Below are 16,250 nucleotides of genomic sequence, written 5' to 3'. Positions count from 1 at the left end.
TCATCTACTGGAAAAGGAGTGTTATGAATCCATCCCTACAACGTGCGGTCACCAGCTTTTATAACCTGATCTACGAAGCACAAACCTTTGCCACCGCGATGGCACGGATCGATACGGCGGAACAGGAGCACTATGCAGGACGCATTGAGGGGCTCAATTGGGTCCTTGATCGCTGTCAGGAACTTGAAGAGATGGATGCGAACCTCACGCCGTCCTCCCTGCAGCGCATTTTGGGTGAGGTGAAGTCCGACTTGGAACATGAATTATCAGTCCAAAGGCGGGAAAAAGGCCGCCGGGCTGATGGGCGTGAAGAGGCTCTCAATTTTGTCGCAGACTACCTTTCGAGTCTGATTACTGCGACTGAGATCGAGTCCGCCAAAACTCCTGCCTAAGACACACGTTCCTTCTGAACGGGGCATGCATCAGCCAGCCATGTTGACTGGGGGCCCCGTTAACCTCTTCGCTACGTTTCTGGTATTTTGTCGACGAACCCTCTTTAGCCGCCTGGCTATGGCGGGAACGAACTCGTAATGACTTGACCCTGCCGCAGGGATCTCAATAGAATGAATTATGTTTCAACCGCCACGTAAGCCAGGGATGCCCTGGGTCCCCGGTCGTCCCTCGGCTCAACGAAGTCGGACTCGTCCTTCGCCGGCAGGCCAGCAGGATCAATTTGGGTCCTTGAATGCCTCACTTCTCTATTGTCCCCGGTGTCGAGTGGCCACACCGACCAGAGAGCGCCTGCTTCTCGTCCTTCCCACCGGAAATCTCTACGAATATCTCTGTGCGCAATGTGGGACCTCCACCGGGTCAAAGACCGAGAACCCTGAAAAACCCGTTCACATTGTCGCGCCATAATCTCCACCACCCTGAACAAGGTTCGTGTTACAAAGCGAGTAGCCCCAAGTTCACGGAACTTGGTCATGTGCAAGAGCCGACTCGCAGACCGCTGAGCATCCGAGAGTCAAAGACTTCGCATAACATTGCGATTTCTGGGTGGCTGGGAGTAGCTCTGAACATCAAGGCGTAGGAAAGGACCGACGTTCACTGGTCACATATGAGGGGGCGTTGTCGGTATCGGGATGATCAGGCAGCGTCTGAATCCGGAAGGCTCAATTCCAATGAGGGGACCGTCACTGAATCTGCGTCAGGGGAATTCCCTCTTCAATCAGCATCACAGGAATATTGTCTCGGATGGGGTAGAGGAGTGTTCCGTCCTCACGGACTAGCCCTGCCTCAAACGGTTCCGTAACTGGTCGATTGCCCTTGTTTTTCAATCCACCTCGAGTAACTGAGGTATTTAATGCGATGATGACGGCGTCTTCTGCGACCGTCACTTTCTGCTTTGTCTCGGGGCAACAGAGGATCGCCAGCAGATCCGGGTTGATATTCATGAACTTAATCCTTCCCACGCTTGTCACAAAATCTTATTCTGTATCATGCCACCAAGTACGATGAAGTCTCAAGACCTCTTCAGCGATGGCAAACTCTGCTACACTACCAACAACCGGTGGCCAAGAACGGAATATGATGGTGAAAGCCTTCTGGAAAACCTGTGTGGCTGGGCTCATTCTCCTTGTGCCGGCCTGGGCCACACTGCTGATCCTCTCGACCCTCTTTACTGCACTTGATAGTGTAGTGGGACGATATCTGGTCTATCCTGTTCCTGGTCTTGGCCTGCTGCTCTTAGTGCTCCTGCTCATTCTTGTCGGAGTCATCGGTGATCATATGATCGCTCGCGGTCTGTTCGAGCGGGTGGAGCGGCGGATTGAACAGATTCCACTGGTCCAAAGTATTTATCTCACCTTAAAAGGCATGACTGACTTGGTCAATTTTCGTTCCCGCTTCGGCCAGAGCCGGGTAGTCGCCTTTCCATTTCCTCGGGACGGATGTTGGGCTTTAGGATTTGTCATGGGTACCGCCCCGCCGACTCTTCAGGTGGACCGGTCCCATACACTTGTGATGGTGTTTGTTCCAACGGCTATTCATCCATTTACCGGATACTTGGCCTTCATTCCGGAACCCGCGCTCAAACCGATTAATCTGCCTTTCGAGGAGGCCATGAAAATGGAATTCTCGGCAGGATTTTACAGGCCACGGGCTGGATGGCTTACCACGTCTCCCCCGGCTTTACCATAAGCGATGAATCCGGACTTGTTCGTCATTAGGCCAGCCACGGTGCATGATGTGCAGCCGATCCTCGAGTTCAATGCAGCTATGGCACTCGAAACCGAACAGCGCCGGTTGGATCTTGATCGACTCCGAAAAGGCACGCTCGCACTGTTGACACAACCTCAGCATGGTTTTTACATCGTGGCAGAAACTTCGGTCGAGACAATCCGGACTGCTGTCGGCCAACTCATGATCACATTTGAGTGGAGTGATTGGCGGAACGGAGTCTTTTGGTGGGTGCAAAGCGTCTATGTGAGACCGGAGTGGCGCCGCCGTGGAGTGTATCGAGCGATGCATGAACACATTGCCGCGCGAGCGAAAATGGATCCGCAAGTTTGTGGAATACGCCTCTACGTGGAATACCGGAATCACGATGCCCAAACTGTCTATCAACGTGTGGGACTCAGCCCCTCTGTCTATACTATCTACGAAGAGGATTTCATACTGGGCCCTCAGCGGCCGAATCCCTGAAAGGAGGACTCGACATGAAGATTGCTCGATCCATCTATGCTCTTCTGGTCGTCACCCTGCTCATACAAGGGTGCGCGTTCAGCAGGGGGACGCTAGGAGACGACATTAAATCGGACACCGTCGCAGCGCTTCAAAAAGGAGTCACCACGAAGGATGAGGTCCTTCGCCTCCTGGGCGCTCCAGATAGGCTAGTACCACTGAATGGTCGAGACGTCTTTCAGTACTACCGATATGATGCCAAGGCGGGGAGTCTCCTATTGATCATCCTCAATTTCTCACGTCTTTCCATTAAAAGTGATGATCTTTTCGTCGTTCTCAACCGTGATGGGATCGTCGAAGACGTGATCGCATCGAAACGTACCGACGCGTTGGCCTTCCGATTCTGGCCGTTTGGGGAATGACATGACACAGGTGATCCGTAGAATGGCCTCGATTGTGCTGGGAGTACTGATTGGTCTCTCTGCGCTGGGTTGTAATGTCATCCGCGTCTCGCTCAATACCTCCCTTGCTCCGGAGGATGTGGCCTTCATCGTACCTGGAAAAACGACCTTGTCCGAAGTGGTCGCTCACCTGGGGGCGCCCGATTCCATCGTCGATTCTGATTCGGGGGTGGTCGCCACCTACCGATTCCTTGACCTGAAATACTCCCGGGTTAATTTTGGTTGGTTGGCAAAACCATGGACACCGGTGGATCCCGATCTTATTTTTTCCCGCACGGGACTTGGGGTTGATGCCTTTGAGGTCTTGTGTGACGGGCAGTGGGTCGTTCGCCAGAAGGAGTTTCTTCGCCATCTCATCAGGCCGCCCTTCTACCCCTATCCGTTTCAGCAGTCAGGACGCTCAGCCCCCGCTGAATTACTACTTGGCACTAGCCCGGTTCGACCCGCTATAATGGCAAGCCATGAGTGAGGGAACGATAGATCCCGCTCCGTGGCCGACGAGTGATAACCCGTCTGCTTCCTATATCCCAGCCGATAAAGACACCGAGTTTCTTCAACGGGATGAATTGCGTCCTATTCGAATCGGTCTGGAACTGCTGAAGCCCGAACTCATCCAAAAAGAAGAACAGATTGAATCAACGATCGTCGTCTTCGGCAGTGCGAGACTGCATGAGCCGGTGGTGGCCAAACTGGCGCTCAAGCAAGCTGAAGCGGAGGCGGCCCGCATGCCGACGGATCCGGCATGCCGGCGGAACGTGGCCATCGCCAAGCGGCAGTGTGAACTCGCCCAATACTACGACGTGGCCCGAGAATTCAGTCGGCTGGTCTCCTCGACCTGCCAAGTGGATGGACATTGCGATTACGTCATCGTGACGGGCGGTGGTCCCGGCATTATGGAGGCCGCCAACCGTGGTGCGGCAGACGTGAGTGCCAAGTCGATCGGGCTCAACATTACGCTGCCGCACGAACAGTACCCAAATCCCTACATCACCCCTCGACTCAGCTTTCAGTTTCGCTACTTTGCGATCAGGAAAATGCATTTTCTCATCAGGGCCAAGGCACTCGTCGCATTCCCGGGAGGATTTGGCACGCTCGACGAACTGTTTGAAACATTGACTCTGCTCCAGACGGGTAAGACGGACAAGGTCATCGTCATTCTTGTCGGTCGAGACTTCTGGGAAAGACTGATCAACTGGCAACTGCTTGTGGAGTACGGACTCATTGCACAGACGGACCTGGATCTTTTTCACTATGCGGAAACGGCTCAAGAAGCCTGGGACCTGATCGCACGCCACAACGGAGTACCCACCACATGAAACTCTCATTCTACGGAGCAGCTCGTTCAGTCACGGGGAGTCGTCATCTGCTGGAAGCTCCTGGCTTTCGGCTCATGTTCGATTGCGGAATGTTTCAGGGCCGCCGCCAGGAGGCCTTCCGGAAGAATCAGGATTTGGGGTTTGACCCGAAGTCGCTTGGAGCCGTGCTGCTCTCGCATGCGCATATCGACCATTCAGGAGCTTTGCCGGTGCTTCCGGGACAAGGGTTTTCAGGAAAGGTATATTTGACCAGAGCCTCAGCAGACTTGGCCGGGATTATGCTGGAAGATTCGGCTCGTGTGCAGGAATACGATTGTCGGTACGTCAACAAACAGGAGCGCCGACGGGGAAAAACTTGTGTTCAGCCGATCTATGATGCGGACGATGTCCGCAAGATTGTGAAGCGATTCGAAGGCACTCGGTATGGAGACCAAGTGAAGATCGCGCCCCGCATTACGGCATCATTCCATGACGCAGGCCACATCTTAGGTTCAGCCGCAGTCCGTGTGAAATACACAGCACGCGGCAATACCACCACGGTCTTGTTCAGCGGTGATCTGGGACGATCCCATATGCCGATCCTCCGCGATCCCGAACCGCCACCAGCCTGCGATATCCTCATCCTCGAATCGACCTACGGCGACCGCTTGCATGAACAGGCCGGCGAGGAGATGAAGAGAAAGGCGCAAGACCTGATCGAGCATGCCAGAACACATAAGAGCAAGATCATCGTCCCGGCATTTGCCGTGGGACGCACGCAGGAACTGGTGATGCGGATCAAGGAGTTGGTAGGTGAAGGCCGAGTCGAGCCGATCCCGATTTATATCGACTCGCCATTAGCGGGAAAGGCTACCGAAGTCTTCAAGCGGCATCCCGAGTGCTATGACGAGGAAACCATGAAGACCTTTTCATCGGGGGGCGATGTCTTTGCCTCGCGCTATATTCACTTTGTCTCCTCGCCGGAAGAGAGCAAGCGTCTCAATGCCATGCGCGGGCCCTGTGTCATCATCTCGTCCTCCGGCATGTGCGAGGGAGGGCGCATCATCCACCATCTGAAACATGCCATTCAGGACGAAGCGAACGTCATCGTCTTCGTCGGCTTTCAAGCGGAACATACGCTGGGCCGTAAGCTCGTGGAAGGGTGGGATGTGGTGCCCATCTTTGGCATCCCAACGAAGCGTCGCGCTCAAATCGTCAAATTCAACGGTCTGTCGGCACATGCCGACCGGAATGATCTGTTGGCCTACGTGCGTGCCATCAATCCTCTGCCCAGCAAGGTGTTTGTCGTCCATGGTGAGGAGAAGCAGGCCCTGTCGTTGGGCGCAGCTATTCAAGCAGAGCACCCAAAGATCGACGTGCGGGTTCCGCACCCGGCCAGTACACATGAACTCTAGCGCCCGGCATTCCACACAAGTGGTGTTCGTGTCTTGCATTGCCGCACTACTCAGCGGTTGTTTCTCCGTCGCGGCTGCTGAGCCTGATCAGCCACGCCAACGCATTCGAGATCTTGGCATCGTCATCGGCTCCTTCCAGCCTGGTCCGCTTAATGCGATTACCGATGTGGTCGGCGTGAAGGTTGGACACACCACACTCATCTCCGGTGAAGGAAAATTGATTCCAGGTCAGGGGCCCGTGCGGACCGGAGTCACGGTTGTGATGCCGCGTGACGACGTGTGGCATAAGAAGGTGCCCGCTGGATTCTTCGTCCTCAACGGGACCGGAGAAATGACAGGCCTCTCATGGGTCGCGGAATCCGGCTTTCTCGAGTACCCCATAGCCCTCACCAACACCTTGAATATCCCGCGTGTCGCGAACGCCGTGATGAGTTGGATGATCAAGCAGTATCCAGCCATCGGGATCGAAGATGACACGCTCACGCCGGTGATCGCGGAATGCGACGACGGGCGACTGAACGACATCCAAGGCCGCCATGTGTCTGAGCAAGACGTGATCGCTGCTCTGGATAACGTCAGCGCTGGACCAGTGAAAGAGGGTACCATCGGCGCCGGTACCGGTATGGTGTCGTATGGGTTTAAGGGTGGTATCGGCACGGCTTCACGAAAACTGTCCGAGGAAGAAGGCGGCTATACGGTCGGCGTACTGGTCAATGCGAACCACGGCCGCCGACCGGAACTGGTTATCGCCGGTGTGCCGGTGGGAAAACTCTACGAGCAGCCATCACCGGCGCAACAACAATCGCAGGCACTCTCACCCGGCCAGAGCGAAGGTTCCATTATCGTCATCATCGCCACAGATGCCCCACTCGACAGCCGGCAGCTTACGCGACTCGCGAAGCGAGCCGCGCTCGGCCTGGCCCGCACCGGCTCCACGGCGAGGCACAGCAGCGGAGATTTCATATTGGCCTTTTCCACCGCGAATGTGATTCCACACTATCCAAAAGAACCCACCTACACCCTTACGCACCTGGCCGACAGTCATATCAATTCCCTCATCACCGCGACGGTCGAGGCCACGGAAGAAGCCATCCTCAATGCCCTTACCATGGCGACGTCCGTCACGGGCCGCGACAACCATCGCATCGAGGCCATCAATCTCATCCGCCTCAAGCGGCTCTTGTGGCCGTCTCAACGCTAGTCGGTAACCCACCCGTCTCCACAGTTCTCCGTCACCGTGCTTGCATTTGCGGGATCTTCCTCGCTATTCTTCGGGCCAGCTGTGCACGAAGGAGATCATGTCGATGGGCGACTACCAAATCGGCGGTGGATTGCAGCTGATGACGGCAGTGCAAAAGACGGAAGCCTTTGCCGAGTTCCTGAAAGCGCGGATGATTCAGGCGCTGGAAACAGAGGATCCGACGGAACTACACTATCTTCTTGCCCAGGTCGACGACTACCATTCCTACCTGTGGCGCTATTACAAAAAACTGGCGCAAGTCCGAGCTCAGCGCATGGATCCGGGGGTCTGAGCCCGGGGCGATTCCTCTCCTGTGCCCATGATTTTCATGCTCCAACTGCTGATCCATTCGATCCCATGAGGCTCGTCCATGCAATTTTCTGTCGCGCTCTCACAACAGGTTGATACGGACTCGGCCGCGTTCGAGGCAGCCGCGAGTATTCGCACGCAACTGGGTGGAGCTCCCATCGATCTTGTCTGTGTCTTTTTCTCAGCACACCATACCGAGGGAGCTGGTCGGTTGGCAGAGCTCCTGACCGGAACGCTTCGTCCGAAACTTCTCCTCGGCTGTAGCGGCGAGGGGGTGATTGCCGGAGCGGAGGAACTCGAAACCACACCCGCACTCACCGTCTGGGCGGCTGTCCTTCCCGACGTCGATCTCCATCCGCTGCATTCGTCATTTTCACCGACCCAGGACCAATTCCATCTCACGGGATGGCCTATCCCCGGAGTCGACGATGGGTCCTTCCTGCTGCTTGCCGATCCCTTTACGACGCCCGTTCAAGACATCCTGGGGATCCTGGATGATCGCTATCCTGGCGCCCAGGCGATCGGTGGCCTCGTCGGGGGCGGCCAAGAGGTCGGTGCGAATCGCTTAGTGCTCAACGACCAGGTTTATGACGGTGGGTTGGTGGGTGTGCGAATTTCCGGGGCCGTGGAGATTCGGCCGGTGATCTCTCAGGGCTGTCGCTTGATCGGGGAGCGGTTTGTCGTGACCAAGGCAGAACGAAACCTGATTCACGAATTGGGAGGAGAGCCGGCATTAGGGCGACTGCAGACGGTCTTTAGTTCATTGTCTGAAGAAGACCGACGAGGTGCCAATCGCGCCGTCCACCTCGGCATTGTGATCGATGAGCATCGGAACCGCTTTGAGCGTGGAGACTTCCTCGTCCGCAACCTGCTCGGTGCCGACCAAACCACCGGCGCGGTTGCCGTGGGAGAGGTGGTGCAAGAGGGACAGACGGTGCAGTTCCAACTACGCGATGCCGTCTCAGCCAGTCAGGAGTTCAATGCCCTGCTTGCGGCGGATCATGCACGGCATCGCCACCCTCCGCTTGGTGCGTTGATGTTCAGTTGTTGCGGGCGAGGCCAAGGCCTCTTTGGCAAGCCCAACCATGATGCCGGGACTGCGTCGGCACGGTTGGGCGCGATTCCACTCGCCGGGTTTTTCGCGCAGGGCGAAATCGGCCCGATCGGCGGACGAAACTTTCTCCATGGTTACACGGCGAGTGTGGCGCTCTTCGCCGAACGCGACCGCTAGCAGGCTGTTGAAACAGTCTGCCAGCTTTGTTCTCGCATCGTTCCAATGGGTGTGAAGCGTATTTCGTGAAGCGTGAAGCGAACAGGCGGAGGAGCGGAAAGGCTTTCATTCTGCTATCCTGGTTTTGCCCACCCAACAGGAGCCAATGGCCCCTCAGTAACCGGCTCGCCAGGTTCCAGTTGACCATACCCTCCCTCCCGTGCCATACAGTGTGAGGAGGAGATTCCTATGAAATCACCGTATCTTTCATCACTCATGGCGATCGTCGTGCTGACGTTAGCAGTGGGAGTAGGAGGTTCCATGGCCGAGAGCAATCAAGAAGTAACCACGCCGTCCGGGCTGAAATATGTCGATCAAGCGGTCGGGACGGGGGACGTGGCCGTTGTAGGAAAGAATGTGAGCGTGCACTATACTGGCTGGCTCGAAAACGGAAAAAAGTTCGATAGCTCCGTCGATCGAGGACAACCCTTTTCCTTCCCGCTCGGCGCCGGGCGTGTCATTAAGGGCTGGGACGAAGGGGTGCAGGGGATGAAGGTTGGCGGCAAGCGCAAGCTGACGATCCCATCGGATTTGGGATACGGTTCGCGTGGAGCCGGTGGGGTGATCCCACCGAATGCCACGTTGATTTTTGATGTGGAGTTACTCGGAGTACGATAACAGGCTTCAAGCTAATAAGCTGACAGGTCCGATCCCAATACTTTGATACGCTTGTCAGCGTGAATTGTTATGCAACAGACTCCTCTCATCGCACAACATCGCGCCGCCGGCGCTAAGCTGGTTGACTTCGCCGGATGGGAGATGCCTATCCAGTACAGCGGCGTGGTGGATGAATATCACACCGTTCGTAGCAAGGCCGGTCTTTTCGACGTGAGCCACATGGGCCGGATCACGGTCTCCGGCCCAGGTTCCGTCGGGTTTCTGCAGTATGTCACCACCAATGACGTTTCCAAGATTTCCGTTCGCTCCTCTCAGTATTCGATGGTGTGCAACCCCAACGGCGGGATCAAAGACGACATCTTTATTTATCATGTGAAGCCGTACGAGTTTCTCGTTTGCGTCAATGCTTCGAATCGCGAGAAGATCGTTACGTGGTTCATGGAAAAAGTTTCCCATGTGCAGGGATGCAAAGTCAGGGATCGCTCAACCGAGCTGGCACAGATTGCGGTGCAAGGTCCCATCTCGCGCGACCTGTTGATTGATGCCGGAGTGGCTGAGGTTGCGGACCTTAAAGTTAGACAGTGCCGAGAAGTCACCGCGTTCGGCGGGTCCATCATTGTTTCGCGGACAGGCTACACCGGTGAATTGGGCTATGAGCTTTATCTTCCGGCTCACCTCGCAGCTCAGGCCTGGGAGCAGCTGTTGAAAGTTGGTCAGTCGGAAGGCCTAAAGCCGGCAGGCTTGGGTGCGCGTGATTTGCTCAGACTGGACATGGGGTATCTGTTGTACGGAAACGATATCAGCGAAGAGACCAGTCCTCTGGACGCTGGAGCTGAGTGGGTGGTGAATCTTGAGAAAGGTGAGTTTGTCGGTCGAGCATCCCTGTTGGCTCAACGGACACAGGGGTTGGCCCGTCGATTAGTCGGGTTTGAATTGCTTGAAAAGGCTGTTCCCCGTCATGGTTTCCCCATGCTTTCAGCCGACTCATCGGGGCAATCCATCGGCGAGGTCACAAGTGGTAACCTGTCACCGATCTTGCAAAAGGGGATCGGCTTGGCCTCTGTGGTGTCACGCTACGCCGAACCGGGGACGAGAATTCAGGTCGACATCCGGGGGAAGGCCGTACCAGCCATAGTGGTGAAGCCGCCGTTCTATAAGAAACTCAAGAGCTGATGGCGTATGGCCTATAGCAGAAAGAAGAACGTCGATCCCGTTTGTCGACCTCCTTACGATAAGCCATTGGCTATGAGCCATCGACTCCCATGACACGAAATATCTACACCGGGAAAGTCATCACCCTCAACGTCGATACCGTCCAATTGCCCAACGGGGTTACGGTGGACCTTGAGACGATTCGCCACCCTGGGGCTGCGGCCGTGGTACCGGTCAAAGACGATGGCACGGTGGTCTTAATCCGGCAGTTCCGTCACGCAGCCGGTGGATTCATTTACGAGATACCTGCTGGAAAACTTGCTCCGGGCGAAGATCCGTTGCATTGCGCTGCGCGAGAACTCGAAGAGGAAGTCGGCTATCGAGCCTCTACCTTTGAACTGCTCTCCAGTATCTTCACGGCACCAGGGTTTGCTGATGAAGTGATTCATGTCTACAAGGCGACTGGCCTCACGAAGGGCCGGCAACACTTGGATCGAGATGAAGTGCTGGATGTGGTTGAGATGCCGCTTTCAGAGGCGATTACCAAAATTGAGGATGGGACCATCCGTGATGGTAAGACTATCGTGGGATTGCAGGCTGTCTATATCAAGGTTCACCGTCGATGAACTGTGTCGGCGTGAATCTATACCTCCCGTTCTTCTCGTCATGCATCTCATTGCCACGAATATCGGTGTAAACATCCTTTAAAATCAGTCTCTTCAAAAACAGAACCCTCTGCGAACCGCCTATCCTGTCACATCAATTCCCATGGCAGGCGAGCCTCTATCGGTCGTGTACGGACTACATTCACATGGCATGACGAATCATGCTATGTTTCGCCGTTCAAACATGCCTGGAGTGCGGGGAATCGCCCTGGACAGGCTCTGGTCGAAGCCGGTTGAACATAGCGCTGGGTGAAAGCCAGTACCAAGCAAGAAGCGACTTGAATCGCTGAATACAGCCTAGAGAGGGAAGGAGAACTGTGCCCATGTTGCTCAACGGAAAAAAGGGGCTCATCATCGGTGTGGCTAATAAGCACAGCATCGCCTGGGCCATTGCCCAGTCTACTGCCGGACAAGGTGCCCAACTGTTTTTTAATTATCAAAATGAACGGTTGAAGCAGAATGTCGAAGAGCTGACCGCCACGTTGCCGGGGGCCAAGGCCTTTCCCTGTGATGTGAGTAATGACAGTGAAATTACTGCGCTGATGCAGCAAGTGCAAAAAGACTTCGGCCAAATCGATTTTCTCGTCCACTCACTGGCCTTTGCGCCCCGTGAGGAGTTGACCGGGCAATTTATCAACACCAGTCGACAGGGGTTCGCGATGGCGCTCGATATCAGTGCCTATTCTTTGATTGCCGTTGCACGAGCCGCCTTGCCGTTAATGACGGCTGGGGGCTCCATTGTGACCCTCACGTATCTCGGCAGCGAGCGTGTGGTGCCTCACTACAACGTGATGGGTGTCGCTAAAGCGGCTCTCGAATCAGCCGTTCGTTATCTGGCCTACGACCTTGGGCCCCTGAACATCCGGGTCAATGCGATCTCTGCCGGACCGATCAAGACCCTGGCGGCTCGCGGCGTTTCGGGCATTACGAAGATGGTGGATCATCACAAAGAGGTGGCTCCGCTTCGACGACCAACGGAGCAAGGTGACGTCGGCGATACGGCCTTGTTTTTGGTCAGCTCCTTAGGACGGGGAATCAGTGGGGAAGTCATCTATGTCGACGGAGGCTTCAATATTCTTGGGATGGTCGCGCCGAGCGAGTAGATCGGTGCCGAGTTTCTCTCTTTCGAGATCAGTGGTGGTGCAAGGCATGAAGGTATTATCGTCCAGGTCTGTGCGAGAGGGAACTCTCCTATGTCCTTTCTGCTTCAGTTCAGTTCGAGACACGAAGCACCATTGATGGGGTAAACTTACGTTATCAATGAGTTAGAGTGACCAGAGGACATGGCACAATGGCATCGGGTTTGCTGGTTATATTCCCGATTCAAGGCAGGATGGTGCTATGTCATATAGGGTGCACAGTGTATGAAAAGCGCATTGCTGGTGCTGATGACGCTCATCCCAAGTGGGATATTGCTTCTCCCCTCAACTACCATGGCCGAATCCTCAGGGAGAACATTGCCAAAACAGGCACTTGATCAATGTCATCAAGGAAGATTGGCCAAAGATCGAGATACGCGCCTCGCCCATTTTCAGCAAGGACAGCGGCTGGGTGAACAGGCGGTGGCTGAAGATGAAGGAAGCGCCGATGCACACTTCGCCTTGTTCTGCAACCTGGGAGAGCTGCTACGCATCGATGGGGAAACCCTTACCTCCCTCTTTGGGCTTCGCCGGATGATGAAGGAATTGGATCGAACCTTGGAGATCGCTCCTACTCATCTTGAAGCCATTTCGGCCAAAGGGACGTTACTGGTGAAACTCCCCGGCCTGTTGGGTGGAGACGTGAAAGAAGGCGAACGCCTCTTACAACAGGTCATTGATCAGGCTCCCCAAGCGGTCAATGCCAGGCTCGCGCTTGCCAGAGTGCGATGTGAACGAGGTCGGCATGACGAGGCTGCTGCTCTGGCGAGTATGGCCCTAGTGATCGCGCAGAAACAGAAGCAGATGGATTTCATTCCAGAGGCCGAGGCCATGCTCCAGCAGGCTAAAGCGAACGCGTCAAAGAATAAAGAACAGCGGTCGTAGTTTCGAAAGCGCTGGACCCCACATTCTTTGGAGCGGTATCCGATACATTCAAACTCTCCTTAGTCTTTTGAGTCCCGAAAGAGCCCGCGCACCATTATTCAATCCAGCCCAGTTAACCTCCGCCGGGATATTCGTTCCGCATTGCACCTATGTGATGACCGCTGCCGGTCTGTGCGACGGCTGCCTCTTTTCTGAATACATTGGACTATACATGATGGGATCCCGTGAAAACCTACAGGTAAGGAGGTCTAGGATACTTGTCGATTGGCATATTCTGTCGCAATGGCGTACTGTATAATACGTCTTCCTTACCAGACGGGTGGTTATCAGAATCGTCGGGAAGGGAGAACACATGACTCACTACGCGACGGTCAGACCGGACAAGAAAGAGCATGGGGCAGCATCGGTCGGGATGCTACCCAGAACCGGACTGTGGTCGAAACGAACTCTCAGAGGCCAGCGTCGGTTACGGGTGGGATGCCCATGAAAACAACCATTTCGCCGATATCAACCCGGCGTCAGTACGGGATCGCACTGGGCAGCATACTCGTCGCGTTCCTCACTCGCCTGGTCGGGGATTTTTTTCTCGACGATTCGATGCCGTTCGTGACGTTCCTCATTGCGACAGCTGTGACGACATGGTATGGGGGGATCGGAGCGTCTCTGATGGCACTGATCCTAGGCGCACTGGTCTGGAATTGGTTTTTTGTCTCTCCTCGGTACGAATTGAGCATGGGGAACCATATCGATCAGGCGGGACTGACGATCTATACGCTCATCGGGGTCGCAATGATCGGATATACTCAGACCTGGCGATGGGCGTTGAGGCAAAGTGAACAAAGAGAACAGCGCGTCCAGTCTGGCGGGATGCCGGAAGTGAATTCCAAATTAACGCATCACGTCTAAAGGCTACGAAGGACGAGTCACGTTGTCCGCCTATCAGAGACGGTGCACTAAAGTTTAGAGCTCCAGACCAACGCCCACCGTGCTCTCCCGTATAGATACCGACCGGTCAGTCGACTGCCTTCCGCAGTGCCTTGAGTCGCCCTTGCCGCTTCTTTGACTCAATTCGTCGAGCGTGAGACCCTTTGGTGGGCACGGTTGGCTTGCGTTTCTTGCGTGGTACAGCGGCGCGTTGAATGAGTCCTTGTAAACGGGTAAGCGCATCCTCTCGATTCCGTTCCTGTGTCCGATGTTGCTGTGCCTTGATCGTGATCACGCCGTCGGCTGAAATGCGGTGATCATGGAGGCTCAGCAAGGCTGCTTTGTAGAACTGCGGCAACGAAGACGCATGAATATCAAATCGTAGATGGACGGCAGTGGAAACCTTATTGACGTTCTGTCCGCCGGCGCCTTGCGAACGGACGGCGCGGAGGTCGATCTCGTGATCGGGAATAGAAACAGACGATGAAATGAGCAGCATGGAAAGTAGTTAGCACAAGCACGTCGCGGGCGCAATTTCCAAAAGGAAATGACTCCTCGTGCCGGAATTCTTGACTACTATATAGGAAAGCGGCAAGCCCCGTTTATAGGGCTCACCGGTTGATCCTGTTCTGTTAATGCAAGGAGTGGGAACCGGCTAGGGCGCGGGAGTGGACTTGTGCGACTGTCCATTGGCGTTGGAGAGGGGAACTTCTCGCCGTAACTGATCCACCTGCTCTTGCAGCTGCCGCATCTGCTTATGTTGTTCATCCAGTCGATTGCGCAGTTCCTGATTCATCCCGGAGAGGCCTCGAATCTGTTGTTGTAACTCCCCAGATGAGGTAGTGGGTGCAGAATGGTCTGTCGGAATCGTAGTGGAGGACGGCAAGGATGAATCGGTTCTCTCTTGATTCGGTCGCGCACCACGACCGTACGCTTTTCGCATCAGGACGTCATTTAGGGGGAGGGAAATATGCACGCGCTCGAAGTGCGCCCATCGCGGTTCTTCGAGGTCTGGAGCCTTCACGGCTTGAGCCGGGCCGACCACCCACAATTTCATATTCTTGGTATCTCGAAGATCTTTGTAGTCCCCTCCCCCGGTGTCGGTACGAATAATCGACGAATGATCGGTCACAACCACATGAAGGTAGGAACCACGATAAAACAAGGCGCCCACTGTCCGATCCTCACTATACGTCACGTCCGGTTTTGGCAGTGAAAAGAATACCCGTTCGGTTGGCTTAGCCTCTCGGAATGCGATGGCAAGCGGTTCGGAGATAACGGATAGCTCCGTGGCTGTAAAGAGGGGGACCGGTTCTGGCTTCGTCAGGAGTCCAGCGATAGTCCCACTGTATCCACTGACCTGAATGGACTCAAGAAGCACGGTCAGATCCTTCGGGGTCAGATCGATCGGATGATGGTTCAATCCTGTCTGGCTATTGCCGCGAGTGGAAGGATCAGCTTCCAGACCAATCCGAATCCCTTCCTGGTCATACACCGATCGTCCCTGGGTGAAGAAACTACATGCAGATAGGTTGACAACGACCAAAAGAACTACCCCAATAAGGATCGGCGATACTGCACTAAACCTATCCCGACTTCCTTTTTCTATGTTGCTACCGTTGCTCATTGAAATGATGACCGTGGTTCCCTTGTTGTGTTCGCGAGCTTAGTTCTTTCCACAAACAGTCTCTTGCCTCAGGGTTACGTATCCTGCTTCGTAGAATGGAAAATCTGCAATGTCTCGCCCCTGCGTGTTCCAAAAATGAAGACATCCGGCCTCCACAATCGGATAATTCCTGGAGAGGTCGTTAACGGTGACGATTTTCCACGGACGAGTCATCCCGACGACCATCACACGATTGCCGCGCTGGAGGTCGGCGTTATCAACTTGCCCTCGGTATACAACAGCAAACTCTCCATTGTTTTTCCCATTATCTTTGGGGCCGTACGCTGGATAAGTGACGATGGGCAGCTGACTGACGACGATCGTGACCGTGTCACCGGAGACCTGCGACTGTAAAATCCGCCCACCAAGTTGAACCTTTTTCAATTCAGAACCGTCAGTCATCATGCGCCACCGAGAAAAATCAAAATTGCGGTCAACGTCCTCCATCACCTTGGAGGGAAAGACCTTGTATGTGGGAGTACAGGCGCTGGCCGATACCCATGAGAGGACCAGGAAACTAGCGAGAATTTTCACGGCTACCTCCTTACACTGTTCCGCTATCCAGCGTCAAATCAACGCTGGCACCAAG

The 16,250-nt window shown here is 54.9% G+C and carries 21 protein-coding genes; 17 read left to right on the top strand and 4 right to left on the bottom strand.

Features of this window, described 5'->3' with window-relative positions:
• The coding region (locus ACMTNU_RS16180) for a hypothetical protein (RefSeq protein WP_413936340.1) at positions 1-392 on the top strand (392 nt) is incomplete at its 5' end.
• A gap of 741 nt (positions 393-1,133) precedes the next feature.
• Here the strand turns inward: ACMTNU_RS16180 and ACMTNU_RS16175 are convergent.
• Positions 1,134-1,394, bottom strand: coding sequence for a Trm112 family protein (locus ACMTNU_RS16175; RefSeq protein ID WP_413936339.1), 261 nt, complete (start codon positions 1,392-1,394; stop codon positions 1,134-1,136).
• Positions 1,395-1,527: 133 nt separating this feature from the next.
• On the opposite strand from ACMTNU_RS16175, the gene ACMTNU_RS16170 reads away from it, so the two are divergent.
• From ACMTNU_RS16170 to ACMTNU_RS16095, 16 genes are all read left to right on the top strand, one after another.
• On the top strand, positions 1,528-2,139 hold the full coding sequence (locus ACMTNU_RS16170) for a DUF502 domain-containing protein (protein WP_413936338.1): 612 nt from the start codon (positions 1,528-1,530) through the stop codon (positions 2,137-2,139).
• A gap of 3 nt (positions 2,140-2,142) precedes the next feature.
• Complete coding sequence (locus ACMTNU_RS16165) at positions 2,143-2,643, top strand: GNAT family N-acetyltransferase (RefSeq protein WP_413936337.1); 501 nt, start codon at positions 2,143-2,145, stop codon at positions 2,641-2,643.
• Between the two features lie 14 nt (positions 2,644-2,657).
• Positions 2,658-3,044, top strand: coding sequence for a hypothetical protein (locus ACMTNU_RS16160; protein WP_413936336.1), 387 nt, complete (start codon positions 2,658-2,660; stop codon positions 3,042-3,044).
• A gap of 1 nt (position 3,045) precedes the next feature.
• Positions 3,046-3,552 carry a hypothetical protein gene (locus ACMTNU_RS16155; RefSeq protein WP_413936335.1) on the top strand — a complete coding sequence of 169 codons (507 nt, stop codon included), beginning with the start codon at positions 3,046-3,048 and terminating at the stop codon, positions 3,550-3,552.
• Complete coding sequence (locus ACMTNU_RS16150; protein ID WP_413936334.1) at positions 3,545-4,399, top strand: TIGR00730 family Rossman fold protein; 855 nt, start codon at positions 3,545-3,547, stop codon at positions 4,397-4,399. Before ACMTNU_RS16155 ends, ACMTNU_RS16150 begins: the two co-directional genes overlap by 8 nt.
• Entirely contained in the window at positions 4,396-5,793 is a 1,398-nt protein-coding gene (locus ACMTNU_RS16145) for an MBL fold metallo-hydrolase RNA specificity domain-containing protein (protein ID WP_413936333.1), read from the top strand. Before ACMTNU_RS16150 ends, ACMTNU_RS16145 begins: the two co-directional genes overlap by 4 nt.
• Positions 5,783-6,994 (top strand): P1 family peptidase, encoded by a 1,212-nt coding sequence (locus tag ACMTNU_RS16140; RefSeq protein ID WP_413936332.1) that lies wholly within the window; start codon positions 5,783-5,785, stop codon positions 6,992-6,994. Before ACMTNU_RS16145 ends, ACMTNU_RS16140 begins: the two co-directional genes overlap by 11 nt.
• A 103-nt stretch (positions 6,995-7,097) precedes the next feature.
• A complete protein-coding gene (locus ACMTNU_RS16135) occupies positions 7,098-7,325 on the top strand; it encodes a hypothetical protein (RefSeq protein ID WP_413936331.1) in 228 nt (75 codons plus the stop codon).
• Positions 7,326-7,403: 78 nt separating this feature from the next.
• Positions 7,404-8,573 carry an FIST N-terminal domain-containing protein gene (locus tag ACMTNU_RS16130; RefSeq protein WP_413936330.1) on the top strand — a complete coding sequence of 390 codons (1,170 nt, stop codon included), beginning with the start codon at positions 7,404-7,406 and terminating at the stop codon, positions 8,571-8,573.
• A gap of 300 nt (positions 8,574-8,873) precedes the next feature.
• The gene (locus ACMTNU_RS16125) at positions 8,874-9,230 is read left to right on the top strand and encodes an FKBP-type peptidyl-prolyl cis-trans isomerase (protein ID WP_413936342.1); all 357 of its coding nucleotides are present in this window, start codon (positions 8,874-8,876) and stop codon (positions 9,228-9,230) included.
• A gap of 69 nt (positions 9,231-9,299) precedes the next feature.
• Positions 9,300-10,403: a glycine cleavage system aminomethyltransferase GcvT gene (gene gcvT, locus ACMTNU_RS16120; RefSeq protein ID WP_413936329.1), complete on the top strand. Its 1,104-nt coding sequence runs from the start codon at positions 9,300-9,302 to the stop codon at positions 10,401-10,403.
• Between the two features lie 89 nt (positions 10,404-10,492).
• Entirely contained in the window at positions 10,493-11,008 is a 516-nt protein-coding gene (locus ACMTNU_RS16115) for an NUDIX domain-containing protein (protein WP_413936328.1), read from the top strand.
• Positions 11,009-11,370: 362 nt separating this feature from the next.
• The gene (locus ACMTNU_RS16110) at positions 11,371-12,150 is read left to right on the top strand and encodes an enoyl-ACP reductase (RefSeq protein ID WP_413936327.1); all 780 of its coding nucleotides are present in this window, start codon (positions 11,371-11,373) and stop codon (positions 12,148-12,150) included.
• 261 nt (positions 12,151-12,411) lie between these two features.
• Positions 12,412-13,071: a tetratricopeptide repeat protein gene (locus ACMTNU_RS16105; protein WP_413936326.1), complete on the top strand. Its 660-nt coding sequence runs from the start codon at positions 12,412-12,414 to the stop codon at positions 13,069-13,071.
• 352 nt (positions 13,072-13,423) lie between these two features.
• Positions 13,424-13,558, top strand: a complete 135-nt coding sequence (locus ACMTNU_RS16100) for a hypothetical protein (protein ID WP_413936325.1) — start codon at positions 13,424-13,426, stop codon at positions 13,556-13,558.
• Entirely contained in the window at positions 13,555-13,977 is a 423-nt protein-coding gene (locus ACMTNU_RS16095; protein WP_413936324.1) for a DUF4118 domain-containing protein, read from the top strand. Before ACMTNU_RS16100 ends, ACMTNU_RS16095 begins: the two co-directional genes overlap by 4 nt.
• A gap of 106 nt (positions 13,978-14,083) precedes the next feature.
• Here the strand turns inward: ACMTNU_RS16095 and arfB are convergent, their stop codons facing one another.
• The 3 genes from arfB to ACMTNU_RS16080 form a co-directional block, all read right to left on the bottom strand.
• Entirely contained in the window at positions 14,084-14,494 is a 411-nt protein-coding gene (gene arfB, locus ACMTNU_RS16090; RefSeq protein WP_413936323.1) for an alternative ribosome rescue aminoacyl-tRNA hydrolase ArfB, read from the bottom strand.
• A 156-nt stretch (positions 14,495-14,650) separates the two neighbouring features.
• The gene (locus ACMTNU_RS16085; protein WP_413936322.1) at positions 14,651-15,490 is read right to left on the bottom strand and encodes a hypothetical protein; all 840 of its coding nucleotides are present in this window, start codon (positions 15,488-15,490) and stop codon (positions 14,651-14,653) included.
• A 171-nt stretch (positions 15,491-15,661) separates the two neighbouring features.
• A complete protein-coding gene (locus ACMTNU_RS16080; RefSeq protein WP_413936321.1) occupies positions 15,662-16,195 on the bottom strand; it encodes a Slp family lipoprotein in 534 nt (177 codons plus the stop codon).
• Positions 16,196-16,250: the final 55 nt, after the last annotated feature.

Origin of the sequence: Nitrospira sp. BLG_1 (assembly GCF_047338595.1) — a bacterium.
Lineage (GTDB): Bacteria > Nitrospirota > Nitrospiria > Nitrospirales > Nitrospiraceae > Nitrospira_D.
Note: the sequence above shows the minus strand (reverse complement) of the source record. Positions and strands in the feature narration are given on the sequence as shown.